The sequence below is a fragment of the Arthrobacter cheniae genome, assembly GCF_003602275.1.
Lineage (GTDB): Bacteria > Actinomycetota > Actinomycetes > Actinomycetales > Micrococcaceae > Arthrobacter_D > Arthrobacter_D cheniae.
This window is the reverse complement of the sequence record NZ_QZVT01000005.1, coordinates 1-25,997: the sequence shown is the minus strand read 5'-3', so window position 1 is coordinate 25,997 and position 25,997 is coordinate 1. Positions and strand designations below refer to the sequence as shown.

Sequence of the window (25,997 nt, the reverse complement as noted above, 5' to 3'; positions counted from 1 at the left end):
CCAGAATCGCGCGGAACAAGGGCTATTCGAATATGTCTTCGAACCTCTTTTCACCTACAGTTGTCTGGTGTCTATAGCGAAATCCCTCGAGCAGCACGCCCACAATCCGCAGCCGGCCCCCCAGGACCTGTCGCGGCTGATCGTCAAGGGTGCGCGCGAGCACAACCTGCGGAACGTCGACCTCGATCTGCCGCGTGACGCCATGATCGTCTTCACGGGGCTGTCGGGCTCGGGCAAGTCCTCCCTGGCCTTCGATACCATCTTCGCGGAAGGGCAGCGTCGGTATGTCGAGTCGCTGTCCGCCTACGCCCGCCAGTTCCTGGGCCAGGTTGACAAGCCCGACGTCGACTTCATCGAGGGTCTGTCTCCCGCGGTCTCGATCGACCAGAAGTCGACGAGCAAGAATCCGCGCTCCACCGTGGGCACCATTACCGAGATCTACGACTACATGCGGCTCCTCTGGGCCCGCGTCGGACGCCCCCACTGCCCCATCTGCGGAGAGCCGGTCGCCAAGCAGACGCCGCAGCAGATCGTCGACCAGCTGCTCGAACTCGACGAGGGCACGCGCTTCCAGGTCCTCGCGCCCGTCGTCCGGGCGAGGAAGGGGGAGTTCGTCGACCTCTTCCAGGAGCTGACGGCGAAGGGCTACTCCCGCGCCCGTGTCGACGGCAACCTGGTCCAACTCAGTGATCCGCCGAAGCTCGGCAAGCAGTACAAGCACACGATCGAGGTCATCATCGACCGCCTCGTAGTGAAGAGCGGCATCCAGCAGCGGCTCACGGACTCCGTCGAGACCGCGCTGAAGCTGGCCGATGGACGCGTGCTCGCCGAATTCGTCGACCTTCCCGAGGATGACGAGAAGCGATTGCACGCCTTCTCCGAGCACTTGGCCTGCCCGAACGAGCACCCACTCGCCATCGACGAGATCGAGCCGCGCTCATTCTCGTTCAACAACCCCTTCGGTGCGTGCCCGGCCTGCACGGGCATCGGCACCAAGCTCGAAGTCGACGAAGAGCTCGTCGTCCCCAATCCCGACCTCAGCCTCGCCGAGGGCGCCATTGCCCCGTGGTCCCTCGGGACTGCCATGCTCGAATACTGGACGCGCCTTCTCGAGGGACTCGCGTCGGAGCTCAACTTCGACATCACGACGCCGTGGCGGAAGCTTCCGGACCGGGCCCGCGAGGCGGCACTCTACGGCAAGGACCACAAGGTCGTGGTGCAGTACAAGAACCGTTTCGGCCGCGAGCGGAAGTACAGTACCGGTTTCGAGGGCGCCATCCAGTACATCCAGCGCAAGCACCTCGAGACGGAGTCGGACAACGCCAGGGACCGCTACGAGGAGTACATGCGGGAGATCCCGTGCCCCACGTGCGGTGGCGCTCGGCTCAATCCCGCCTCGCTCTCGGTCCTCATCAACGGCCGCTCCATCGCCGAGGTCGCCGCCATGCCGATGCGCGACTGCGCCGACTTCCTCGACAACCTCGTGCTCACAGGGCGTGAGGCGCAGATCGCCAACCAGGTCCTCAAGGAGATCCAGGCGCGGCTCACGTTCCTCCTCGACGTCGGCCTCGAATACCTGAACCTCGAACGCGCATCCGGCACACTGTCCGGCGGCGAGGCCCAGCGCATCCGCCTTGCCACGCAGATCGGTTCCGGACTCGTCGGTGTGCTCTACGTGCTCGACGAGCCGTCCATCGGACTGCACCAGCGTGACAACCGCCGCCTGATCGAGACGCTCACCCGCCTGCGGAACCTCGGCAACACGCTGATCGTCGTCGAGCATGACGAGGACACGATTGCCGAGGCCGACTGGATCGTCGACATCGGACCGGGTGCCGGGGAGCACGGCGGTGAGGTGGTCCACTCCGGCCTGCTCGAGGATCTGCTCACGAACGAGAGGTCGCTGACCGGGGACTACCTCTCGGGACGCCGGAAGATCGAGATCCCGAAGAAACGTCGGAAGATCGACCGGTCCCGCCAGTTGAAGATCGTCGGTGCGCGGGAGCACAACCTCGTGAACCTGGACGCCACGATTCCGCTCGGCGTCCTGACGGCCGTCACCGGCGTGAGCGGTTCGGGCAAGTCGACCCTGGTCAACGACATCCTGTACAAGGTGCTGGCGAACAAGCTGAACGGTGCCAAGCAGGTAGCCGGGCGACACAAGCGCATCGACGGCCTGGAGCACCTGGACAAGGTGATCCACGTGGACCAGAGCCCTATCGGCCGGACACCCCGTTCTAACCCGGCCACCTACACCGGCGTCTTCGACAACATCCGGAAACTGTTCGCGGAGACCACCGAGGCGAAGGTCCGCGGCTACCTCCCGGGCCGGTTCTCCTTCAACGTGAAGGGGGGCCGCTGTGAGGCGTGCTCGGGCGACGGCACGCTGAAGATCGAGATGAACTTCCTGCCCGATGTCTACGTCCCGTGCGAGGTGTGCCATGGAGCGCGCTACAACCGCGAGACGCTCGAGGTGCACTACAAGGGAAAGACCATCGCCGACGTGCTCAACATGCCGATCGAGGAGGGCGCGGAATTCTTCGCGGCCTTCAGCCCGATCGCGCGACACCTCAATACCCTCGTGGAGGTCGGGCTCGGTTATGTCCGGCTCGGGCAGCCCGCGACGACCCTGTCGGGAGGCGAGGCGCAGCGCGTGAAGCTCGCGAGTGAACTGCAGAAGCGGTCCAACGGTCGTAGCGTCTACGTCCTCGACGAGCCGACGACGGGCCTGCACTTCGAGGACATCCGGAAGCTCCTCATCGTGCTGCAGGGTCTCGTGGACAAGGGCAACACCGTGATCACCATCGAACACAACCTCGACGTCATCAAGAGCGCCGACTGGGTGATCGACCTGGGACCGGACGGTGGTTCGGGCGGTGGACAGATCATCGCGACGGGTACTCCCGAGCAGGTGGCGAAGAGCGACAGGAGCTACACCGGGACTTTCCTCAAAGAGGTTCTGGAGAAGGCCGCCGTCTAGCACCTCGGCCGACCGCGAATATACCCGGGAGGGCATGCGTGATGCATGCCCTCCCGGTGCTATGGCAAGCTTGGCCGGTGGCACATATGCATGCGTTGATACTCTTCGACCTCGACGGAACGCTCGTCGACCCGGCGGGAGCCATCACCGGAGGTATCAGCGCCGCCCTGCGGGTGCATGGTCTGCCCGTGCCGGACGAGGGCGTGCTCCAGGCGATGGTGGGCCCGCCGCTGGTGCATTCGCTGTCAGCGCTCGGCGGGGTACCTGATTCCTGCATCCCGGAGGTCATGGCGACCTATCGCGCAGGCTACGTGGCGACTGGGATGGCGCAGAGCCGTCCCTATCCGGGAATTGCGAGATGCGTCGAGGCGCTGACCGCCGAGGGAGCCGTCGTCGCCGTGGCCACCCAGAAACCCGAGTGGCTGGCGGAGGAGCTCCTGACCGCGCAGGGAATGCGCCACCTCTTCGCATCGGTGCACGGCTCTCCGCGTGACGAGAGTGCGACTGTCGGCGGTAAGGCACCCATCATCCGCGCGGCACTTGATGCCCATCGGCAGGACGCGGAGCATGCCGTGATGATCGGTGACCGCAGGCACGACGTCGAGGGTTCCACCGCGAACGGCATCCCCTGCATCGGCGTCGGGTGGGGGTTCGCCGCTCCAGGTGAACTGGAAGATGCGGGTGCTGCCGCCGTCGTGCAGTCAGCGGATGAACTGCTGGAGGTGCTCCGTGGGGGTCTATGACCTGACGCGCAGCACCACCCGAGGACTGATCGCCGGTCTCTGCAGGCCCACCGTCGAGGGGCTCCACCACGTCCCGAAGGACGGACCGTTCATCGTCGCGCCCAACCACCTGTCATTCCTCGACAGCGTGCTCGTCCAGGCGCTCATGCCGCGGCCCGTCGCCTTCTTCGCCAAAGCCGAGTACTTCACCGGAACCGGGGTCCGGGGGGCCCTGATGAAATCCTTCTTCGAGGGCGTGGGGTCCATACCGGTCGAGCGCGGGCAGCAGGCCGCCAGCGTGCAGGCCCTGCGTACCCTCCTCGAACTGCTGGAGCGCGGGGACGGCGTGGGCATCTACCCCGAGGGGACCCGCTCGCGCGACGGCCGTCTCTACCGGGGAAGGACCGGCGTCGGGTGGCTCGCTCTCACCACGGGAGCGCCCGTGGTGCCCGTCGGCCTCGTCGACACCGATGCACTGCAGCCTGCAGGCGGGAGGGGAGTCCGCCCCCAGCACTTCACGATGCGGATCGGCGCACCGCTCGTCTTCGCGAAGACCGGACCGGCTCACCCGCTGCCGGCGCGGCGGACCGCCACGGACACCATCATGGACAGCATCGCCGCGCTCAGCGGTCAGGAGCGCGCGCCCCACTACAACCAGAGCCCAGCTGCCGAGTAGCGCAGCAGCACGGCGTTCGTGTACCTGCCGGTCCTACGTCGCGGATCCCGTCAGCGGTCAGCGGAAAGCAACCCGCCGGGTCACGACGTGTCACCGGTCAGTCCTAGGATTGAGGGCGTGGCGAACCCAGTGACATATCGGCCGAAGACAGGCGAGATCCCGCTCGATCCTGGGGTATACCGTTTCCGGGACGAACACGGTCGGGTCATCTACGTCGGGAAGGCCAAGAACCTCCGCTCCCGCCTCAACTCCTACTTCGCGAACCCGCAGGGACTCCTGGCCAAGACGCGCACCATGGTGTTCACCGCAGCGAGTGTCGAGTGGACCGTGGTCGGCAGCGAGCTGGAGGCGCTCCAGCTGGAGTACACGTGGATCAAGGAGTTCGATCCGCGCTTCAACATCATGTTCCGCGACGACAAGTCGTACCCCTATCTCGCCGTGACCCTGGGGGAGAAGTATCCCCGAGTACAGGTCATGCGCGGGGACAAGCGGAAGGACACCCGCTACTTCGGGCCGTTCTACCCGGCGAAGGCCATCCGCGAGACGGTCGACACCATGATCCGGGTCTTCCCGGTCAGGACGTGCAGCAGTGGAGTCTTCAAGCGCGCCGAGCGGACCGGCCGGCCCTGCCTGCTCGGGTACATCGACAAGTGCTCCGCACCGTGCGTCGGCCGGATCAGCGCGGAGGACCACAAGGCCCTCGCGAACGACTTCTGCGATTTCATGTCCGGCGAGGCGAAGAAATTCATCTCCGGCCTGGAGAAGAAGATGGCGGAGGCCGTCGCGGAGCTCGACTACGAGTCCGCCGCGCGCCTGCGTGACGACATCTCAGCGCTCCGCCGGGTCTTCGAGCGCAACACTGTCGTCCTCAGCGAGGACACGGACGCGGACATCTTCGCCCTCAGGGAGGACGAGCTCGAAGCTGCGGCCCAGGTCTTCCACGTCAGGGGAGGTCGTATCAGGGGACAGCGGGGATGGGTCGTCGAGAAGGTCGAGGACATGGACACGCCGGACCTCGTGGAGCACCTGCTGCAGCAGGTCTACGGGGAGGCCAGCAGCAGCAACGAACAGATCCCGAAGGAGGTCCTCGTCCCGGTCCTCCCGAGCAACGCCGACCAGGTGCTCGAGTGGCTCCGCGGACTCCGGGGAGGCCGCGTCGACGTCCGTGTGCCGCAGCGCGGCGACAAGGCCACGCTGATGGGCACGGTCGAGCAGAACGCCGCTGATGCTCTCCGCCTGCACAAGAGCCGCCGGGCCGGCGACATCACCACGCGGTCCGCTGCGCTGCAGGAACTCCAGGAAGCCCTCGACCTGCCCCAGCCCCTGATGCGCATCGAGTGTTTCGACATCTCGCACGTGCAGGGCACCAATGTGGTGGCGTCGATGGTCGTCGTGGAGGACGGCCTGCCGCGCAAGTCCGAGTACCGCAAGTTCTCGATCACGGGAGAAGCGGCCCGCGACGACACGGCGTCGATGTACGACGTCATCTACCGCCGATTCCGCAACTACCTTGCAGGCAAGGCCGGCGAGCAGCGTGATCCGGCTGCTCCGGATCCGGACCTTGGGACCGATCTTGGGGCCGAGGACGAGGGTTCGATCCTCGAGCACCCCGAGGTGGGCGAGCAGGGGGAGCCCGTCAGGGACACGACGACGGCAATCTCCCGTAATCGGTTCGCCTACCCGCCGAGCCTCGTCGTCGTCGACGGTGGACCGCCCCAGGTGGCTGCGGCTTCCCGCGCGCTCGCGGACCTCGGGATCGACGACGTCTTCGTCATCGGCCTCGCCAAGCGACTCGAGGAGGTGTGGGTGCAGGACAGTGAATTCCCCGTCATCCTGCCGCGCGCCTCCGAGGGTCTTTTCATGCTCCAACGCATTCGCGACGAGGCACACCGCTTCGCGATCACGTTCCACCGGCAGAAGCGAGGCAAATCGATGACGGCCTCCGCGCTCGACGAGGTGCCCGGCCTGGGTCCGGCGAAGCGGAAGGCCCTGCTCAAGCACTTCGGCTCGGTCAAGAAGATCCGCGTGGCGTCCGTGGCGGAGCTGGTCGAGGTGCCCGGCGTCGGTCCTTCCCTCGCTGAGACCATCCGAACCTCCCTCGCCGTGGGTGCCGAGGATGCTCCCGCTCCTGCCGTCAACATGACCACGGGCGAGATCATGGAAGATTAGTTAGGCTGAAGGCGCTGCCGCAGCAGAGCCGCAGAGATCACACAGACCGCATATACCGGGGCATCCAGAGTGACCGAAGCCCCCGTCGAGCCGGAACGGATGCACCACGATGACTGAGGCCACGAGCCTGACTCCGGTCAAACCCACCGAGTCCGAGCTGCTGGTGGTGACCGGTATGTCTGGCGCCGGGCGCAGTACGGCCGCCAACGCCCTCGAAGATCATGGCTGGTACGTGGTGGAGAACCTTCCACCGCAGATGCTGACCACACTCACCGAGCTCGTCGCCCGCACCCCGCAATCCATCCCGAAGCTCGCCGTGGTGATCGATGTCCGCGGCAAGGAACTGTTCAGCGACATCAAGGCGTCGCTCGCGGGTCTGCGTGCGGCGGGCGTCAACTACAGGGTGCTCTTCCTCGACGCCGATGACGCGGTGCTGGTGCGCCGGTTCGAGCAGGGCCGCCGCCCCCACCCGTTGCAGGGTGACGGACGTATCTCCGACGGCATCGCTGCCGAGCGCGAGGTGCTGAAGGAGCTGAAGCACTCCTCCGACATCGTGATCGACACGACCGAACTCAACGTGCACGCCCTGGCCACCAGCGTCACCGAACTGTTCTCCGAATCAGGACCGATCGTCCTGAGGCTCAACGTCATGAGTTTCGGCTTCAAGTACGGACTGCCCGTGGACGCCAACTATGTGGCGGACGTCCGGTTCATCCCGAACCCCCACTGGGTGCCCGTCCTGCGCCCGCAGACGGGCCTCGACGCCCCGGTGCGCGACTTCGTGCTCGGCGCGCAGGGGGCTGGGGACTTCATCGACCGGTACGTCCACGCGCTCGCGCCCGTCCTCGACGGCTACCGCCGCGAGAACAAGCACTACGCCACCATCGCCGTCGGCTGCACGGGCGGAAAGCACCGCTCTGTCGCGGTGACGGAGGAGATTGCGCAGCGCCTGGCGCAGTTGCCGGGCGTCCAGGTCACGGCGCACCACCGCGACCTCGGGCGTGAGTAGTGGCGCTGTTCTCGGGGCCGCTGCCCCTCATCCCCCCGGCCGCCCGCAGGAAGGGTGAGGGACAGGGCGCCGGGCCCTCCGTCGTCGCGCTGGGAGGCGGTCACGGACTCTCGGCGTCGCTCTCCGCACTGCGCCTCCTGACGCAGGAACTGACCGCCGTGGTGACGGTCGCCGACGACGGCGGATCCTCCGGCCGCCTCCGCCACGAACTCGGGATGCTTCCTCCGGGGGATCTCAGGATGGCCCTGGCGGCACTCTGCGACGACACCGACTGGGGCCGCACCTGGCGCGACGTCATGCAGCACCGCTTCACCTCCCGCGACGGCGTGGAGGGATCCCTCGACGGCCATGCAATGGGGAACCTCCTCATCGTCACCCTGTGGGAGCTGCTCGGAGACCCGGTGGCCGGCCTGCAGTGGGCCGGGGCCCTACTCGGAGCCCGCGGACGGGTCCTGCCGATGGCCAGTGTGCCGCTGACCATCGAGGGGGATGTGCTGAGCGAGGTGGACGGCTCGCTGCGCGTCAGGACCGTCACCGGCCAGGCGAAGCTCGCGGTCGCCGCAGAGGGCGGCAATGTGAGCAACGTCCGGCTCCTGCCGCCGTCCGCACCCGCCTGCAAGGATTCACTGGAAGCGATCGAACTCGCCGACTGGGTGATCCTCGGGCCCGGCTCCTGGTACACGTCCGTACTGCCGCACCTGCTGCTCCCCGAGCTCCGCGATGCCCTCTGCAGGACGTCCGCCAAACGTTGCCTCACCATGAACCTGAGCAATGACACCAAGGAAACCCAGGGCATGAGTGCGATCGACCATCTCACCGTGATCTCGCGCTACGCCCCCGAATTCACGGTCGACGTCGTCCTTGCCGATCCCGCCGTCGTCGCGGACCGCGCGGAGTTCGAGCGAGCCGTCGCCAGAATGGGCGGACGCGCGGTCTTCGGTAGAGTGGGAGCTTCGACCGGTAAGCCCGTACACGATCCGCTGCGGCTGGCGACGTCCTACAACGACATGTTTGGGGAGAACTAGGAGTGTATTTGTGGCCCTGACCGCCGACGTCAAAGAAGAGCTGTCCCACCTCGACGTCAAGAAGTCTTCGGTACGCAAGGCCGAGGTGTCCGCGCTGCTGAGATTCGCGGGGGGCCTTCACATCATCTCCGGCAGGATCGTGATCGAGGCCGAAGTGGATCTCGCCTCGACGGCACGCCGCCTGCGCGCCGCCATCGCCGAGGTGTACGGACACAACAGCGAGATCATCGTCGTCACCGGCGGAGGCCTGAAGCGCGGCAACCGCTACGTCGTACGGGTGGTGCGCGACGGCGAATCCCTCGCCCGCCAAACGGGCCTGCTCGACACCCGCGGCCGCCCCGTCCGAGGTCTGCCGTCCGCCGTCGTCAATGGTTCCACGGCCGACGCGGAGGCGGTCTGGCGCGGAGCGTTCCTCGCCCACGGATCCCTGACCGAGCCGGGGCGCTCGTCCTCCCTCGAGGTGACCTGTCCCGGACCCGAGTCCGCGCTGGCCCTGGTGGGCGCCGCGCGTCGCCTCGACATCGCGGCCAAGGCCCGGGAGGTGCGCAGCGTCGACCGGGTCGTCATCCGCGACGGCGACACCATCGCAGCCCTGCTGACCCGCATGGGTGCCCATGACGCCCTGATGGTCTGGGAGGAGCGCCGCATGCGCAAGGAGGTCCGGGCGACGGCGAACCGCCTCGCGAACTTCGACGACGCCAACCTCCGGAGGTCCGCCCAGGCCGCCGTCGCGGCCGGAGCGCGGGTCGATCGCGCGCTCGAGATCCTGGGGGAGACGGTGCCCGAGCATCTGCGCTACGCGGGTGAGCTGCGGGTCGCCCACAAGGAGGCGAGCCTCGATGAACTGGGGCGCCTCGCCGACCCGCCGATGACCAAGGACGCCATCGCGGGACGCATCCGCAGGTTGTTGGCCATGGCGGACAAGCGCGCCTCCGACATCGGGATCCCGGGGACCGATGCGAATGTGACCCCGGACATGCTGGACGAGTGAATGAGTGCATAGGATGGAACGGCAAGCCCGCTTCTGATCGAGCGGGGCGCCCACCGTCCGGACCCCTGAAGGGGCCCAGGAGCGCGCGGGTACATCAGATCACTACATGGAGGACTACGTGAGCGAATACGTACTGCCGGATCTCGACTACGACTACGCGGCCCTGGAGCCGCACATCTCGGGCCGCATCATGGAGCTGCACCACTCCAAGCACCAGGCCACCTACGTCAAGGGCGCCAACGACGCTCTCGCGCAGCTCGCCGAGGCCCGCGAGAAGGGCGAGTTCGGCACCATCCCCAAGCTCTCCAAGGACCTCGCGTTCCACGTCGGCGGTGTCATCAACCACAGCATCTTCTGGAAGAACATGTCCCCCGAGGGCGGCGACAAGCCCGAGGGCGAGCTCGCAGCAGCCCTGGCCGACGCGTTCGGGTCCTTCGACGCGTTCCGCGCGCACTTCACCGCCGCGGCGACGTCGCTGCAGGGCTCCGGCTGGGCCGTCCTGGCGTACGAGCCGCTGGGCAAGAACATCGTGATCGAGCAGCTCTACGACCAGCAGGGCAATGTACCCGTGGGCACCATCCCGCTGCTGATGCTCGACATGTGGGAGCACGCGTTCTACCTGGACTACGTCAACGTCAAGCCCGACTACGTCAAGGCCTGGTGGAACCTGGTGAACTGGGCCGATGTCCAGACCCGTTTCCAGGCAGCAACCACCGGCGCCTCGATCCTCATCACGCCGGGCCGCTGACCCCCGTTCACGGACCACGAAGGAAATCCTGCTCCGGACGGGTGTGCCTGATCATGGGCACACCATCGGAGCAACCCGCGTCACGAGTGCGTGCGGAAACGCCGCGCTGAGTAAGGTTGGAGCCGTGCAGGGAGTGATCCCGGTACGGCTCCCGCCACGGATACCGCTCCGCAGGGAGTGAGCAGGACCCGATCAACGTCGGCACGAAGGGGTGCCCGGTACTAGATGTATTTGTCGCCGGCGCCACCCGAGAACCGGTCGGCCGGCGGCACCACCTATGAAGGAGATGGAAACCCGTGACTACTCGTGTTGGAATCAATGGCTTCGGACGTATCGGCCGCAACTACTTCCGCGCGGCCCTCGAGCAGGGCACCGGCCTCGAGATCGTTGCCGTCAATGACCTGACGAGTCCCGAGGCCCTCGCGCACCTGCTCAAGTACGACTCCGTCACCGGTCGCCTCAAGGCTTCCGTCGAGGTCGAGGGCGGTGACCTCGTGGTCGATGGAAAGCGCGTCAAGGTCCTGGCCGAGCGCGATCCCGCGAATCTCCCCTGGGCAGACCTCGGTGTCGACATCGTGATCGAGTCGACCGGATTCTTCACCAAGGCAGCCGATGCGCAGAAGCACATCGACGCCGGCGCCAAGAAGGTCCTGATCTCCGCTCCCGCGTCCGACGAGGACTTCACCGTGGTGCTCGGAGTGAACGACGGTGACTACGACCCCGAGAACCACCACATCATCTCCAACGCATCCTGCACCACGAACTGCCTCGGCCCCCTCGCCAAGGTGCTCAATGACGCCTTCGGCATCGAACGCGGTCTGATGACGACGATCCACGCCTATACGGCGGACCAGAACCTGCAGGACGGCCCCCACAAGGACCTCCGCCGCGCCCGCGCAGCAGCGATCAACATGGTTCCCACCTCGACGGGCGCTGCGAAGGCGATCGGCCTCGTCCTCCCGGAGCTCAAGGGCAAGCTCGACGGTTTCGCCATCCGCGTTCCCGTGCCCACAGGCTCGGCTACCGACCTCACGGTCACCTTGGGCCGTGAGGTCACTGTGGACGAAGTGAATGCAGCCTACGCCGCAGCCGCAGCGGATGGCCCACTCAAGGGCTACCTCTCCTACACCGATGACCCGATCGTCTCCTCGGACATCGTCACGGACCCGTCGTCGTGCATCTTCGACTCGGGCCTGACCAAGGTCCTCGGCAACCAGGTCAAGGTGGTCGGCTGGTACGACAACGAGTGGGGCTACTCCAGCCGCCTGGTCGACCTGACCGAAATCGTCGCTGCCAAGCTTTCCTAGGCGGACCCGCCCATGGCTTATGCATCACTCGACGAGCTCCTCGCTGAAGGAGTACGTGGACGCCGCGTCATCGTGCGCTCGGACCTGAACGTCCCGCTCGAGGGAGAGACCCCTGCGCTCAAGGTCACCGACGACGGCCGCGTGCGTGCCTCCCTGCCCGTTCTGCGCAAGTTGAGCGAGGCAGGGGCCGCCGTGATCGTCGTGGCCCACCTCGGGCGGCCCAAGGGAGCGCCCGAGGAGAAGTACTCGCTCAAGCCGGCCGTCGATGTCCTGAGGGATCTGGCGGATTTCCCCGTCACCCTGGCCGCCGATACCACGGGGAACGAAGCCCGCAGTGCGGCTGCCGCCCTGACCGAGGGTGAAGTGCTCGTCCTCGAGAACGTGCGCTTCGATGCGAGGGAGACGAGCAAGGACGACGGTGAGCGTTCCGCGTTCGCCCGCGAGCTCGCCGACCTCGCGGGGGAGGACGGGGCCTATGTGGATGACGCGTTCGGCGCGGTGCACCGCAAGCATGCGAGCGTGTTCGACATCGCGGCCCTCCTGCCTGCCTACCAGGGCGACCTGGTCAAGGCGGAACTCGTGGTGCTCGAGAAGCTGACGAAGGACCCGCAGCGGCCCTTCGTCGTGGTGCTCGGCGGCTCGAAGGTCTCCGACAAGCTCGCCGTGATCGAGAACCTGATCGGCACCGCCGACCGCATCCTCGTGGGCGGAGGGATGGTGTTCACGTTCCTCGTCGCCCAGGGACACAAGGTGGGTGCGAGCCTCCTCGAGGAGGACCAGGTCGACACTGTCCGCGGCTACCTCGAGCGCGGGGCGCGCGACGGTACGCAGTTCGTCCTGCCCACGGACATCGTCGTCGCGGAGAAGTTCGCTGCGGATGCCAGGCACAGCGTGATCGCGGCCGATGCCATCGAGTCGGGGCCGTACGGCGCGCAGGGGATCGGGCTCGACATAGGTCCCGTGACGGGCGAGGACTTCGCGGCGAACATCGCCGAGGCGAAGACCGTGTTCTGGAACGGACCCATGGGAGTTTTCGAGTTCGATTCCTTCGCCGGTGGCACGCGCTCCGTCGCGCAGGCCCTCGTCGATGCGCAGGCTGCCGGTGCGCTGACCGTGGTCGGTGGAGGAGACTCGGCGGCCGCCGTGCGCGGTCTCGGTTTTGCCGACGACCAGTTCGGGCATATTTCGACCGGTGGGGGAGCGAGCCTCGAATACCTCGAGGGCAAGGAACTGCCAGGCCTGACAGCCCTCTCCCGCGACTAGCGGAGAACCAGGGGGTCGGCGGGCCAGCAACCCCGCAGGACCAGCCGCCCGACACGGGCGCACAGGACGGGCGGGATCCGCGGGGCTCAGGCCGCGCGGATCCCGCCGCCATGAAACGAAGCAGATGGAGTAGACGATGACCACCTCGACCAACGGCGCGTTCGACCGCCGACCGCTCATCGCGGGAAATTGGAAGATGAACCTCGACCACATGCAGGGCATCACCTTCCTGCAGAAGCTCGCCTGGACCCTCGACGACGCGGGCCACGACTACTCGCGGGTGGAGGTTTCGGTCTTCCCTCCCTTCACCGACCTCCGCGGCGTCCAGACGCTCGTCAAGGGTGACAACCTGGAAGTGGTTTACGGAGGGCAGGACCTCTCGCCCGAGGATTCAGGCGCGTATACCGGCGATATCTCGGGTCAGTTCCTCGGCAAACTGGACTGCACCTACGTGCTGGTCGGCCACTCCGAACGCCGCACCATCCACAACGAGTCGGACGAGGTGCTGAACCGCAAGGTCCACGCTGCTTACCGTCACGGACTCGTGCCCGTCCTCTGCATCGGTGAGGGCCTCGAGATCCGCCAGGCCGGAACGCACGTCGCGCACACCCTCGAGCAGCTCCGCAAGGGCGTAGCCGGTCTGTCCGCGGAACAGGCTGCCACCCTCGTGGTCGCCTACGAGCCCGTCTGGGCCATCGGCACGGGAGAAGTCGCAGGCCCGGACGACGCCCAGGAGATGTGCGCCGCCATCCGTGCAGAACTCGGCACCCTGTTCGACACCGAGACCGCGTCCAGAACCCGCCTGCTCTATGGCGGATCGGTGAAGGCGGCCAACGCCGCGAGCATCCTCAGGGAGCGCGACGTCGACGGCGTGCTCGTCGGCGGTGCGAGCCTCGACGTTTCCGAGTTTGCTAGTATTGTCAGGTTCGAACAGCATCTGGTGACAGACTAGTTCCGTGCGCCTGCCGCTCCATCGAGCGGCTCTCGAGCCTTGAAAGGGCCCCGTGGAAATCCTTCGTATCATCCTGCTCGTCCTGCTCGGGATCACCAGCCTCCTGCTGACCCTGCTGATCCTGCTCCACAAGGGCCGTGGCGGCGGAATGTCGGACATGTTCGGTGGCGGTATGACCTCGAGCATGGGATCGTCCGGAGTAGCCGAACGGAACCTCAACCGCTTCACCGTCGCACTCGGTCTCGCCTGGGGCGTCGTCATCGTCGCTCTCGGGCTGATTCAGCGCTTCGCAGGCGAGTCGTAGGGCTTCAGGCTCGCTCAGACATGACAGGGCCCCCGCTTCCAAGAAGGAAGCGGGGGCCCTGTCATGTCCGATGCCGGTATCAGTCGCCCGATTCGTCATCCTGGTCGATCAGCCGGCCGGGCAGTTTTTGTGCCGCGTCCTGGTCGATGAGCCATAGCGTCTTCCGTACTCCACGGGCTCCCGCAGCCGGGACCTGGACGTGCCCTGCTCCTGCGAGGGCGAGGCCCACGGCGCCGGCCTTGTCGCTGCCGCTGACGGACAGCCAGACCTCCTGCGCAGTATTGATGGTCTCGAGCGTCAGGGACACTCGCTGCGGAGGAGGCTTCGGCGCATCGGCGACGCCCACCGTCGTCGTACCCTTGGTGCGGATACCCGCCATCTCAGGGAAGAGGGACGCGATGTGCGCATCGGGACCGACACCCAGCAGCAGGACGTCGAAGCGCGGTAGGCGGGGATCCGGCTGCACCGCATCCGCGTCGATGTCGAGCTCGGCCCTCGCAGCTGCCGCCAGTTGCTCGGCGTAGTCCAGGGCCGCCGCGTTCTCGTCGGGGAACTCGTCCTTCGACCCGAACTCGTGCACCTTGTCCGGATCCACCGTGATGTGGTCGAGGAGCGCACCACGGGCCTGGACAGCATTGCGGTCGGGATCGTTGGTCCCCAGGAACCGCTCGTCACCCCACCAGAAGTGGACATTCGCCCAATCCACGGCGGAGTGTGCCGGGGACTCTGCCACGGCCTCGAGCGCAGCGGTGCCCATCGATCCTCCCGTCAGCACGACGGTCGCCGTGCCGCGGTCGCTCTGAACGTCGACCAGCCGCGTGATCAGGCGGGCCGCCACCGCCGCCGCGAGCGAGGTCTGGGAAGGATGGATGCTGACTTTCGGTTCAGCGCTCACTGGTTCGGACACTCCTCAGGTTGGTGCGGGTGAGGCCTTCTGTGATGACTTCGCCGAAGACCNTCCTCTTCTTCCCCAAGGGCACGGCCGTCAAATTCGAAACCCCCGACTACGCCCTCGGGTTCTTCGCCGGCGACCGCAACTTCGCAGCCTAAACCAATCATGCAGTCAGGATCCGTGCCGGCCGACCACGTCTGACCGGCCGGCACGGATCGAACGCTCCCAGCAGGCCCCTGCCCTGAGCCGCCGGCTGTGAACCCGTCGGACTGTTCTTGGGTAGACGTCCGCGCGTCGGACCAAGCCCAATCTGGGAACCGACTTCTCTGAGCGACGGGCCGTCAACCATTGACAACACCAGCCTGATATTCATCGGCAAGTCTCCCAATGTATCGGTTTCCAGTAGAAGCAGCGCCGGAACTGCACATTGTAAGTACAGAGACCTAGCCCTGCTATTCCCAAAATATTGCACCCGCTCGGTTGGTTCAGCGGGTGGCATAACTTACAGCATCGCGCACTAGCGGCACATAAAATTTGGAAGAGGAAAGCAGCATGACACTTCGAGTCGGAATAATCGGTGCGGGTCCCAGCGGCCTGGCGCAACTGCGGGCATTCGAATCAGCCCGACAAAAAGGCGCCGTCATCCCTGATATCAAGTGCTTCGAAAAGCAGGATGATTGGGGCGGGCAGTGGAACAACAGCTGGCGTATCGGCTTGGACGGTCACGGCGAACCTGTCCACTCCAGCATGTACCGCCACCTATGGTCGAACGGGCCTAAGGAGTGCCTCGAGTTCTCGGACTACTCCTTCGACGAGCACTTCGGCCGCCCCATCTCCTCTTTTCCGCCACGAGAGGTTCTTTTCGACTACATCAAGGGACGGGTGGAAAAGTCCGACGTGCGCAAGTACGTGCAGTTCAACGCTGTCGCGCGTCACACCAGCTACAACGAGGTCACGCAGGAATTCACCGTCACGGTTGAGGACCTCAAGACGAACCTCACGGAGACCCACGTGTTCGACAAGCTCGTGGTTGCGACAGGTCACTTCCACGTTCCCGCGGTCCCCGAATTCAAGGGCATCAAAACCTTCCCGGGCGAGGTTCTGCACGCGCACGATTTCCGTGGAGCCGAGCGATTCAACGGCAAGAGACTGCTCATGATCGGCAGCAGCTACTCCGCTGAGGACATCGGTATGCAGTCCCACAAGATGGGAGCCGCCTCGATCACTCTCAGCTATCGCACGACTCCGATGGGTTACGACTGGCCCTGGAACACGGTGGAGCGCCCGCTTGTCACTCACTTCGAAGGCAACACCGCATATTTCAGCGATGGCACCTACGACGATTTCGATGCTGTGGTGCTGTGCACCGGCTACCAGCACAAGTACCCGTTCCTGCCCAGTGAGCTGTCCCTGAAATCGCCGAACGTACTGTATCCGAGCAATCTCTACAAGGGCGTTGTGTGGCAGCAGAACACTAATCTGTTCTACCTGGGCGCACAGGACCAGTACTACACATTCAACATGTTCGATGCACAAGCGTGGTTCGCCCGCGATGTCATGATCGGGCGTATTCAGCTTCCGGCCCTAGATGAGCGCGAGGCGGACATCGCGGATTGGCTCGAGCGTCAGGCCGCGCTTTCCGATCACGACGCGGAGGCGGACTTCCAGTCCGATTACCTCCGGGAACTCATCGACGCCACCGACTATCCCTCTTTCGACCTTGATGCGGTTTCCCAGTTGTTCAAGGACTGGATGCACAACAAGCACACAGATATTCTGGGCTACCGCGACGCTGTCCACCGGTCCGTCGTCACCGGCACCATGGCGACCAAGCATCACACCCGATGGATCAACGCTTTGGATGACTCCATGGAGCGCTACCTGAACGGACCGTCCCAAGAGGACTCCAGCGCGCCTGCCGGTCTCACCGACAGGCACCGTGGGGGCCAGGAAGACCTTGAAGGCAGCGGTGCAGGACCGTCCCTGATACGCCACGCGCACACCTCCGTGTCGTGAACTCGCTGCAGCAATCACACTCCGGTGAGGGGTGAGTGGTAACTCAGCCTTCTTAGGTGGAAGTAAGCGGTGCCGCTCCGCCAGGTCACCAACCGGTCACGTCGGGCAGCGGCACCGCCTGGACGCCCCAATACCATGACAGGGAACCCCACTAGTCCAACCTCGACGTTGGCCAAGTGGGGTTTCCTGTGACCTGCGCTTGTGAATGACCTCAGCCGTCCGAAAGCGAAACTGCACGCAGTCATTTGGGCGATAAGCTTGGGGTGCCCCAGATTGGGTGGAGACCTGGGAGACTGGAGAGTGACCTGTGCGGGTACCGACTGTAGAACGAAAAGAACAGCTCATCGCAGCGACTGTGGAACTGATGAGGCGAGAAGGCGTTCAATCAGTGACCATGCGAAACATCGCTAAGGAAGCCAACGCCCCCTTAGCTGCCGCACACTATTGCTTCAGCGATAAGAGCGAATTAATGGATGCCGCTGCCGAGGCCTGGTTGAACAACATGAACCGTTTCTCGCGCGACGTTCCGGCCCATCTGGGCCTCCGTAAAGTTGTGGAACAAGTGGCGGAAGGCTACTGGCGGTCCTTGGAGGAAGAGCCCGACAGCCTCCTGGCTGAAATGGAGCTCATATTATGGGCAACGCGAAATGCTAATGCAAGCCCACTGGCTGCGAAAATCTATCCGGCCTATGAAGTGGAACTGGGAAAACTCTTCTCAGCCGCACCGGAGTATACCGACGGCGAGTGTTTCATGGATTCGGTTACCCTCGTTCGGTCTTTCCTGATGATTTACGATGGGGCAGCCCTTCAGTACATCACCGATCCGACACAAAAAAACCTCCGCTCCATCTTCCTTTTAACGGTCGATGCTCTCCTGACAAAAGCCGGCGTCTAACTTCGGCATCCGGACCAGGATCAGACGGTAGCGGCCCGCCGGTTCCGAGGGTGCGGGACGCCATCCGTCCTTCGAAGAATCAGACGACGGGTTCGCGCAGTTCCTCAACGGCCAGGGCTGGGGCGCCGGCACCGAGGAGTCCCTTCAGGTCGAAGCCGGACTTGGCCTGCTCATCAAGACAAGCGTGCATCTCAAGGAAGTCCGCACCCAAGGCGCGGACTTCCTTGGCGTCAGCTTCGAGCTCTCTCATCCCAGCGAAGGCAAGCGTGTGCACTGTTGTCAGCGCTCACTGGTTCGGGTGCTCCTCAGGTTGGTGCGGGTGAGGCCTTCTGTGATGACTTCGCCGAAGACTTCGTCGGGGTCCAGTCGCCTCAGCTCCTCCGCGAGGCAGTCCCGTAGGCCTCTTCGGGGGAGGGAGATGTGCTGGACGGGCTGGTGGGGTTGGTGCAGTTCCGCGACGTCGTGGTGGGGGCGGTGCAGCTCGATGTCTCCGCCTTCTCTTGTGAGGCGGACGCGCTTGAGCCCGGTTCCGGCTTCGCTGGCGATGATGGTCACGGGGGCATTGAGCGCTCTGGTGAGCCAGGCCGCGAGCAGCACGGTGCTGGGGGAGTCGGACGCGCCCTCCACGGTGACCGCCGTGATGGGCTCGTCGCCGTCGAGCTGGTCCAGGACGGCGGCGAGCTGGATGCGCCAGTTGGTCAGGCGTGTCCAGGCGAGGTCGGTGTCGCCGGCGGCGTAGGTGCTGCTGATGTTGAACAGCGCGGCCGTGGGGTCCGACTCGTTGGCGGAGTCCGTGATCCTGCGGTGCGCGATGCTGCCGATCGATGTCTGGCAGGCTGCTTTCGGCACCCCGTGCGGCCACCAGGCCACGATCGGGGCATCGGGCAGCAGGAGGGCCGACACCAGGGACTCGTTCTCGTGCGCGAGCTCGCCGTACCCGCGGAGCACGACCACCTCCGACGCTCCTGCGTCACCGCCGACGCGGATCTGCCCGTCGAGCCGGGTGGGCTCGTCCGGGGATTCCTCGGCCAGGACGATGATGCGGCACGGGTGCTCCCGGCTCGCTTCGTTCGCGGCGTCGATGGCTTGTTCCTCGTACCCTGATTTGGTGATGACCACGAGCGTCAGCACGCGTCCCAGCGCTACGACGCCGCCGCGTTCGCGCATGGACATCAGTTCCTTGGACACCTTCGAGGTGGTGGTGTCGGGTAGCTCTACGATCATGGCCTTCTCCAGGTTCGTCCATCGGCTGCGAGCAGCTCGTCGGCGGATGCGGGACCCCAGCTGCCGGGCACGTAGGGTTCGGGCTGGCCGTCGAGGGACTTCCAGTACTTCTCGAACGGGTCGAGGATCTTCCACGACAGTTCCACTTCCTCCTGGCGGGGGAAGAGCGGTGGTTCGCCGAGCAGGACATCGAGGATGAGCCGCTCGTAGGCTTCGGGGCTCGACTCGGTGAAGGAGTGGCCGTAGCCGAAGTCCATGGTGACGTCGCGGACCTCGGTCTGTGTTCCGGGCACCTTGGAACCGAACCGGATGGTCACGCCCTCATCGGGCTGCACCCGGATGACGACGGCGTTCTGCCCGAAGTCCTCCTCGTTGTGGTCCCGGAACAGCAGGTTGGGAGCGCGTTTGAACACGACGGCGATCTCCGTGACCCTGCGACCGAGCCGCTTGCCGGCGCGAAGGTAGAACGGCACCCCGGACCAGCGGCGCGTATGGATGTCCAGGCGCAGCGCGGCGAAGCTCTCCGTCGTGGAGCCGGCCGGGATGCCGTCCTCCTCGAGGAAACCGTTCACGCGCTCACCGCCCTGCCACCCGGCCTCGTACTGGCCGCGCGCCGACCGTCCGGAGAGGTCCTCGGGCAGGGAGACCGCCGCGAGGACCTTCTCCTTCTCGGCCCGGAGATGCTGGGCGTCGAACGAGATCGGTTCCTCCATCGCGGTGAGGGCGAGCAGCTGCAGGAGGTGGTTCTGGATGACGTCGCGGGCCGCGCCCACGCCGTCGTAATAGCCTGCCCGGCTACCGATCCCGATGTCCTCGGCCATGGTGATCTGCACGTGGTCGACGTAGTTGGCGTTCCACAGGGGTTCGAACAGCTGGTTCGCGAAGCGCAGCGCGAGGATGTTCTGAACCGTTTCCTTGCCGAGGTAGTGATCGATGCGGAAGACGGCATCGGGCGGGAAGACCTCCTCGACGATGCTGTTGAGCTCGCGCGCGGACTCGAGGTCGTGCCCGAAGGGCTTTTCGATGACCACGCGACGCCACTGTCCGTCGTCGGGCTGGGCCAGGCCGTGCTCGGAGAGCTTTTGGCAGACCGCTTCGAACGCGTTGGGCGGGATGGAGAGGTAGAACGCGTGGTTGCCGCGGGTGCCCCTGCTCTGGTCGAGCTCGTCGATGCACCCCTTGAGGTTCTTGAAGGCCTCGTCGTCATCAAACTCCCCCTTGACGAACCGGATGCCCGCCGACAACTGCTGCCACACGGTCTCGTTGAAGGGTGTTCGTGCGTATTGCGTCACGGACTCCCTGACCTGCTCCACGAAGTCCTCGTCGCTCCAGTCCCGGCGGCCGAAACCGACGAGACCGAAGCTTGGCGGCAGGAGCCCCCGGTTCGCGAGATCGTAGATGGCCGGCATGAGCTTTTTCCGCGCGAGGTCTCCGGTCACACCGAACAGGACCAGCGACGAGGGACCGGCAATCCGGCTCAGCCGCCGGTCACGCGGATCCCGCAGGGGATTGGCGGCTCTCGCCGTCGTCCTGTCAGCCATACTCAACCGTTCTCGTGGTGGCCCTGGCCGGAAGCGGCGAGGGAGGAAATGGCATCGCGCAGCTGAGCGACGCCTGCAGCGCGGTCCGTGAGGTGCAGGCGCAGCACGGGCCGCCCATGATCGGCGAGCACCTGAGCGTCCCCTGCAGCCTGTGCGGAGATGAGCTGCCCGAAAGTGAACGGCCTGTCCTTGATCGGAAGATCTGTGCTGTTGGCGCCGGTGATCTGCAGGTAGACGCCGATCGGCGATCCACCCTTGTGGTACTGCCCCGTGGAGTGCAGGAACCGGGGTCCCCAACCGAAGGTGACCGGGCGGCCGGTCAGTGCGGCCAGCGGCGAGCGGATCTCCTCGAGGGCGAACTGGCGAAGGCGGTCCAGGTACGCCTGGACCGACAGGTAGCCGTTGGCGGGCAGCGCGGCGAGCAGTGCCCGCAGTGCCTCGTCGAGCGTGCTCGACGAGCCCAGCAGGCCGGCCTCGCCGCGGATCTCCACAGCGCCATCGACGAACGCGGCCGCAGTAGGCTCCGGCTGCGCCTCGAGAAGACCGCGGGCGGCCTTCTTGGCAGCCTCGACGTCGGGCTGGTCGAACGGGTTGATCCCGAGCAGGCGCCCGGCGACCGCGACCGCGTACTCCCAGACGAACATCTGGCTGCCCAGGGTGCCGCTGACGGTCACACCGGTACCGGTCATCAACCCACCACCAGACTCACCACCGGACTCACCACCGGACTCGTCACTGGGCGCCTCATCGAACGGTGCCTCATTGAAGGGTGCCAGTATCACCGGCATGACGTCGTCCGCCACCGCGGCCAGCTCCGGGGCGCCGGTCGAGGCGACGACGGGCAACAGGCCCGTGCCGAGCTTGCCCGTGGATTCGGCGATGAGCTGTTCGACCCAGTCCGTGAAGCCCGGCAGACCGGAACCGGCGTCGGCGAAGACGATCTTGTCGCGCAGAGGCGCAGTGCCGCCCAGGACCGCCCCCAACTGCAGCCCGACATTGTCGACGTCATCGTCACCGAGGAACTCGGCGCTTTCCTCGGCGTCATCGAGAAGTGTCTCGATGTCCGCTCCGGCAAGGCCGGAGGGGACGAGTCCGAAAGCGGTCAGCGCCGAGTAGCGGCCGCCGACCTCGGGATTGGCGTTGAAGACCTTGCGGTAACCGGCCTTCCGTGCTGCTTCCTCCAGCGGGGACCCCGGGTCCGTCACGACGACGATCCGGGAGGCGGCGTCGATGCCGGCGTCGGTGAACGCCTGCTCGAACAGCCGGCGCTGCGAGTCCGTCTCGATGGTGGAACCGGACTTCGACGACACCACGATCGCCGTGCGCTGCAGGTCTTCGAGGGCTGTGCGCACCTGCTCGGGATCCGTGGCGTCCAGCACGACCAGTTCAACGCCGGCTTCCTTCGTGATGACCTCCGGCGCGAGCGAGGAACCGCCCATGCCGCAGAGCACGATCCGGTCGACGCCCTCCGCGTTCAGGTCGGAGCGAAGGCCGGCGATCTCCGGCAGGAGGGCACGCGAACCTTCGAACAGGTCGATCCACCCGAGACGGATCGATGCCTCGTGCTCCGCATCAACACCCCACAGGGTGGAGTCCTTCGCGAACAGCCGGGAAGCGAAACGGTCCTTCACGAGTGCGGGTACAACCGACTCGACAGCGGCAAGAGCCGCGCCGGACGCGGTAAGAGCAAATGAGCCCATCGGTGTCAGCCCTTCGCTGAGTCGAGGGCGGTCTGGACGGTCTCGAGGAGTTCGGTNGCCGGGAAGCGAAACGGTCCTTCACGAGTGCGGGTACAACCGACTCGACAGCGGCAAGAGCCGCGCCGGACGCGGTAAGAGCAAATGAGCCCATCGGTGTCAGCGACGACGAGCCTGTTATGCGGGAGCGGCGGTGGTTACCTAGCTCCGGCACCGGATTGTGGGGAGACTTAGCACTCAAATCAACGTTGATAACGACCATCGTTGCCTTCTACCTTTCAATAGGCGAAACGCTCTCGACCAAACGCATCGGAGGTAATTTCTAGTGGGTGTCGACGGCTTCGATTTCCGACTTGTCTTCGCCCCACAGGGTGTGGAACGTGCCTTCGGTATCCACGCGGTTGTAGGTGTGCGCTCCGAAGAGGTCGCGCAGTCCCTGCGTGAGGGCTGCCGGCAGGCGCTTGCGGCGCAGGCCGTCGTAGTAGGCCAGCGATGCCGAGAAGACGGGCACGGGGATGCCGAGCTGAACGGCCGTCGCGACCACGCGGCGCCAGGCCGGGACGGCTCCTGCGATGGCTTCGGCGAAGGCGGGGGCGAGCAGGAGGTTGGCCGGGCGGGTGTCCGCTTCGGCGTAGGCCTTCATGATGTCGTCGAGGAGTTCGGCGCGGATGATGCAGCCGGCGCGCCACAGCGAGGCGATCTCGTCGAGCTTCAACTCCCAGCCGTATTCCTTGGCTGCGGCGGTCAGCATGTCGATGCCCTGGGCATAGCTGACGAGCTTCGAGGCGTACAGGGCGAGCCGGACGTCCTCCACGAAGGTCTCGGGCAGGTCCACCGACCCCTCATGACCGTGCAGGATGTCCTGGGCCAGCACTCGCTGCTCCTTCTGCGAGGAAAGCGCACGCGCGAACACCGATTCGGCGATGCCCGACGTCGGACTGCCCAGTTCCAGCGCGGAGACCACCGTCCAGCGGCCGGTCCCCTTCTGCCCGGCGGCGTCGACGACGACGTCCACAAAGGGCCTGCCCGTGCGCTCGTCGATATGTCCGAGCACCTCGGCGGTGATCTCGATGAGGAACGACGACAGGGTGCCCGAGTTCCAGTCCGTGAAGATCTTCGCCTGGTCCGCCGGCTCGATACCGGCTCCTAACCGCAGGAGATCGAAGGCCTCGCCGATGACCTGCATGTCCGCGTACTCGATACCGTTGTGCACCATCTTCACGAAGTGGCCGGCTCCGTCCGTGCCGATCCACCGGCAGCAGGGCTCACCGTTGTACTTGGCGGAGATCTTCTCGAGCATCGGGCCGAGGGAATCGTAGGACTCCCGCGATCCGCCGGGCATGATCGACGGACCGAGAAGCGCTCCCTCCTCGCCGCCCGAGACGCCGACACCGACGAAGTGGAGGTCCTGCCGGGAGAGCGCGGCTTCGCGCCGGCGCGTGTCCTCGTAGTGGGAGTTCCCGCCGTCGATCACGATGTCGCCGGGCTCCAGGAGCGGGGCGAGCTGGTCGATCACGGAATCGACGGGCTTGCCCGCCTTGACCATGATCAACACGCGGCGCGGCTTCTCGAGCGAGTCGACGAGCTCCTGCAGGGTCTCCGTGCGGATGAACTCGCCGTCGTCGCCGTGCTTCAGCAGCAGCGTGTCCGTCTTCTCGATGGACCTGTTGTGGAGGGCCACGGTGTAACCGTTCCTGGCCAGGTTCCGGGCCAAGTTCGCTCCCATGACTGCCAGGCCTGTGACGCCGATCTGTGCCGACACTAGTAGAAGTCCTTTCAAATGTCATCGCGAAAAAGTGGGCTTAGACCCCCCTCGACTGAGTATTATCCGGGTCCGTTCAGGTATAACTGCCGCTCGGTCAGCGTGTGAAGATTACAAAGAACTTCCGAATTCGTTCCTGAATCTCCCACGTTCCTTGCCAACCAATCGGGAAAATCGCCGAGGTTCCAGCCTCTACGGTGATAGCTTCACCATTGTCCTCAGTTACCACCATGCGACCTTCAAGGACGTAGATTGCTTCCCCGCGCTCCAGAAACTCCCACCGCGAAAGGCCCGGTTCGGCTTCCCAAACTCCGGAGAGGATACGTGAATCGTCACTGGTGAAAGGGATGGCAATCCTCGTTGGAATTTCCTCACCCAGTACCTCGGCCAACGGAGGCGCCAGTGGAGATTCGTCGAGCTTCCCGTTGAAGAGTTCCTCGGGCCGAAATGTGATGCTCATGAAATTTACCTTTCTTCTGTTACTCACCGGTGGAGTTCCCGGCGGGCTCATAGCAACAGCCGCGTCTCGATGGAGCACGGGCTGATATTTGATTCTTGACTCTGGTGATTGGGACGGGAGTAGGTGTTCATGTCGCCATGGTGGCGAACATCAGGGCCATGACCACGGCACCGAGGGCTTCGAGTCCGTGTTCTGCGCGGACTGAGTGACGTGTAGCTTGATTTAGCGCAGTGGTTCTGTTTGCCCGGACACGCAGTAGGAGAACAATGAAAGCAACTGCCGCGGCTCCGAAGAATACGGTCAGCATGATCGCCAGATCGGGTAAATCATTGATCTCCGTTCCTGCGGTGCCGTGGGCACCATGTGTCGGGGCTGCATGTGTCGTTGCGTGGTGGACATGCGACGCCTGCGAGAAGGCTATGGGAGCGATTTCATTGCCGGCGGTAGTTACGGGAGCCATCATTGCAACCATGACGGCGGCACCGGCCATGGAGACGCTGTGGTAGACGCACTTCACCCGGCTCTGCCTTCCGGCGCAGAGGGTTCTGAATTCCGGTCGGGCGACCGATTGAATGACGAACCACAGTGTCGCGCCGGTAAGGACTGCGATCTGAGCCAGCAGGGTCGAAGGCGCGAGGTTCCACAACATGGCAGCCATCAGGACATTCATAAGGGCGTGAAGGCTCTTGTTTACACGGCCGGTGAGGTGGTCGGACCGTAGCGCGTGCCAAAGATGGTAGCTCCCACTCAGCAACAGGACCGCTGTGAGGGTCCAGGTGATTTCGGGGGTGCTGAACAAATGGATCACGCTCCCACTGCTGGATCGGGTAAACGGTGGACGTGGTTCCCGGTGCTGCTGTTACAGCACCGGGAACCGCCTTTCACAAACTGCTCGAACACCAACTCCTGATCGCTTCCACATTCCTACTCAGTGGAAAGTTGTGGGCTAGGTTCGAGTTTTCCTTGTTATNTTTGGTCGAAGAAGCCGTGGGGTTCGAGGAGGAAGCCGATGTTCTGGCGGGGCATGATGGGCCAGTCCTCGAGCCGGACGACGTGGTGCATGCCGAAGGTGTACCAGACGACGAGGTCTTCATCGACGATGTTCCGGTCCTTTTGGGTCCAGACGTGCACGCCGTCGTGTTCGCCGGTGGCTTGGTTGGGGAACTCTCCGGCGGCGAAGCGTTCTGTGCGGTCGTAGGCGGTGACCCAGAGGTTGTTGCGGGCGAACTGGGCGCGCTTGCTGACGAAGGACTCGTTTCCTGCGGCTAGTTGGATGCCGTCGGTGGGGATGAGGCGGTACGCGACGGGCTCGTCGACGAGGTTCTTGCTGTCGCGGTTGGCGATTTTCCAGAACCGGTGTTTGG

At 65.1% G+C, this 25,997-nt stretch carries 23 protein-coding genes; 14 read left to right on the top strand and 9 right to left on the bottom strand.

Features of this window, described 5'->3' with window-relative positions:
• Positions 1–67 precede the first annotated feature (67 nt).
• The 12 genes from uvrA to secG all read left to right on the top strand — a co-directional run bounded on the left by uvrA (position 68) and on the right by secG (position 14,146).
• Positions 68–2,980 carry an excinuclease ABC subunit UvrA gene (gene uvrA, locus D6T63_RS10335; RefSeq protein WP_120148982.1) on the top strand — a complete coding sequence of 971 codons (2,913 nt, stop codon included), beginning with the start codon at positions 68–70 and terminating at the stop codon, positions 2,978–2,980.
• A gap of 86 nt (positions 2,981–3,066) precedes the next feature.
• Positions 3,067–3,723: an HAD hydrolase-like protein gene (locus D6T63_RS10330; RefSeq protein WP_235830705.1), complete on the top strand. Its 657-nt coding sequence runs from the start codon at positions 3,067–3,069 to the stop codon at positions 3,721–3,723.
• Positions 3,710–4,378: a lysophospholipid acyltransferase family protein gene (locus tag D6T63_RS10325; protein ID WP_120148980.1), complete on the top strand. Its 669-nt coding sequence runs from the start codon at positions 3,710–3,712 to the stop codon at positions 4,376–4,378. Before D6T63_RS10330 ends, D6T63_RS10325 begins: the two co-directional genes overlap by 14 nt.
• Before the next feature lie 117 nt (positions 4,379–4,495).
• A complete protein-coding gene (uvrC, locus tag D6T63_RS10320; RefSeq protein ID WP_120148979.1) occupies positions 4,496–6,547 on the top strand; it encodes an excinuclease ABC subunit UvrC in 2,052 nt (683 codons plus the stop codon).
• A 109-nt stretch (positions 6,548–6,656) separates the two neighbouring features.
• Entirely contained in the window at positions 6,657–7,556 is a 900-nt protein-coding gene (gene rapZ / locus D6T63_RS10315) for an RNase adapter RapZ (protein ID WP_120148978.1), read from the top strand.
• The gene (locus D6T63_RS10310) at positions 7,556–8,581 is read left to right on the top strand and encodes a gluconeogenesis factor YvcK family protein (RefSeq protein ID WP_120148977.1); all 1,026 of its coding nucleotides are present in this window, start codon (positions 7,556–7,558) and stop codon (positions 8,579–8,581) included. The genes rapZ and D6T63_RS10310 overlap by 1 nt, the downstream gene beginning before the upstream one ends.
• A gap of 10 nt (positions 8,582–8,591) precedes the next feature.
• Positions 8,592–9,572 carry a DNA-binding protein WhiA gene (whiA, locus tag D6T63_RS10305; RefSeq protein WP_120148976.1) on the top strand — a complete coding sequence of 327 codons (981 nt, stop codon included), beginning with the start codon at positions 8,592–8,594 and terminating at the stop codon, positions 9,570–9,572.
• Positions 9,573–9,690: 118 nt separating this feature from the next.
• The gene (locus D6T63_RS10300) at positions 9,691–10,320 is read left to right on the top strand and encodes a superoxide dismutase (RefSeq protein WP_120149257.1); all 630 of its coding nucleotides are present in this window, start codon (positions 9,691–9,693) and stop codon (positions 10,318–10,320) included.
• Positions 10,321–10,616: 296 nt separating this feature from the next.
• The gene (gap, locus tag D6T63_RS10295) at positions 10,617–11,627 is read left to right on the top strand and encodes a type I glyceraldehyde-3-phosphate dehydrogenase (protein WP_120148975.1); all 1,011 of its coding nucleotides are present in this window, start codon (positions 10,617–10,619) and stop codon (positions 11,625–11,627) included.
• Positions 11,628–11,639: 12 nt separating this feature from the next.
• Positions 11,640–12,890: a phosphoglycerate kinase gene (locus tag D6T63_RS10290; protein ID WP_120148974.1), complete on the top strand. Its 1,251-nt coding sequence runs from the start codon at positions 11,640–11,642 to the stop codon at positions 12,888–12,890.
• Between the two features lie 136 nt (positions 12,891–13,026).
• Entirely contained in the window at positions 13,027–13,842 is an 816-nt protein-coding gene (gene tpiA, locus D6T63_RS10285; protein WP_120148973.1) for a triose-phosphate isomerase, read from the top strand.
• Positions 13,843–13,894: 52 nt separating this feature from the next.
• Complete coding sequence (gene secG / locus D6T63_RS10280; protein WP_043445180.1) at positions 13,895–14,146, top strand: preprotein translocase subunit SecG; 252 nt, start codon at positions 13,895–13,897, stop codon at positions 14,144–14,146.
• 79 nt (positions 14,147–14,225) lie between these two features.
• Here secG and pgl read toward each other — a convergent pair whose 3' ends face one another.
• On the bottom strand, positions 14,226–15,041 hold the full coding sequence (gene pgl / locus D6T63_RS10275; RefSeq protein WP_120148972.1) for a 6-phosphogluconolactonase: 816 nt from the start codon (positions 15,039–15,041) through the stop codon (positions 14,226–14,228).
• A 549-nt stretch (positions 15,042–15,590) separates the two neighbouring features.
• Here pgl and D6T63_RS10265 point away from each other — a divergent pair.
• Complete coding sequence (locus tag D6T63_RS10265; RefSeq protein WP_120148971.1) at positions 15,591–17,054, top strand: NAD(P)-binding domain-containing protein; 1,464 nt, start codon at positions 15,591–15,593, stop codon at positions 17,052–17,054.
• 307 nt (positions 17,055–17,361) lie between these two features.
• Positions 17,362–17,949, top strand: coding sequence for a TetR/AcrR family transcriptional regulator (locus D6T63_RS10260; RefSeq protein ID WP_120148970.1), 588 nt, complete (start codon positions 17,362–17,364; stop codon positions 17,947–17,949).
• A gap of 79 nt (positions 17,950–18,028) precedes the next feature.
• On the opposite strand, the gene D6T63_RS20225 is transcribed toward D6T63_RS10260, so the two are convergent.
• The 8 genes from D6T63_RS20225 to D6T63_RS10220 form a co-directional block, all read right to left on the bottom strand.
• The gene (locus D6T63_RS20225; protein WP_235830675.1) at positions 18,029–18,199 is read right to left on the bottom strand and encodes a hypothetical protein; all 171 of its coding nucleotides are present in this window, start codon (positions 18,197–18,199) and stop codon (positions 18,029–18,031) included.
• A gap of 29 nt (positions 18,200–18,228) precedes the next feature.
• Positions 18,229–19,173, bottom strand: a complete 945-nt coding sequence (locus D6T63_RS10250; protein WP_120148969.1) for a glucose-6-phosphate dehydrogenase assembly protein OpcA — start codon at positions 19,171–19,173, stop codon at positions 18,229–18,231.
• Complete coding sequence (gene zwf, locus D6T63_RS10245; protein ID WP_120148968.1) at positions 19,170–20,714, bottom strand: glucose-6-phosphate dehydrogenase; 1,545 nt, start codon at positions 20,712–20,714, stop codon at positions 19,170–19,172. The genes D6T63_RS10250 and zwf overlap by 4 nt, the downstream gene beginning before the upstream one ends.
• 2 nt (positions 20,715–20,716) lie before the next feature.
• Complete coding sequence (locus tag D6T63_RS10240) at positions 20,717–22,414, bottom strand: glucose-6-phosphate isomerase (protein WP_120148967.1); 1,698 nt, start codon at positions 22,412–22,414, stop codon at positions 20,717–20,719.
• A 319-nt stretch (positions 22,415–22,733) separates the two neighbouring features.
• Complete coding sequence (gene gndA, locus D6T63_RS10235) at positions 22,734–24,173, bottom strand: NADP-dependent phosphogluconate dehydrogenase (RefSeq protein WP_120148966.1); 1,440 nt, start codon at positions 24,171–24,173, stop codon at positions 22,734–22,736.
• Between the two features lie 97 nt (positions 24,174–24,270).
• Positions 24,271–24,633: a cupin domain-containing protein gene (locus D6T63_RS10230; RefSeq protein ID WP_120148965.1), complete on the bottom strand. Its 363-nt coding sequence runs from the start codon at positions 24,631–24,633 to the stop codon at positions 24,271–24,273.
• Positions 24,634–24,760: 127 nt separating this feature from the next.
• Positions 24,761–25,441 carry a DUF5134 domain-containing protein gene (locus D6T63_RS10225; RefSeq protein WP_120148964.1) on the bottom strand — a complete coding sequence of 227 codons (681 nt, stop codon included), beginning with the start codon at positions 25,439–25,441 and terminating at the stop codon, positions 24,761–24,763.
• Between the two features lie 158 nt (positions 25,442–25,599).
• Positions 25,600–25,977, bottom strand: a complete 378-nt coding sequence (locus tag D6T63_RS10220) for a copper amine oxidase (RefSeq protein WP_456236540.1) — start codon at positions 25,975–25,977, stop codon at positions 25,600–25,602.
• Between the last annotated feature and the right edge of the window lie 20 nt (positions 25,978–25,997).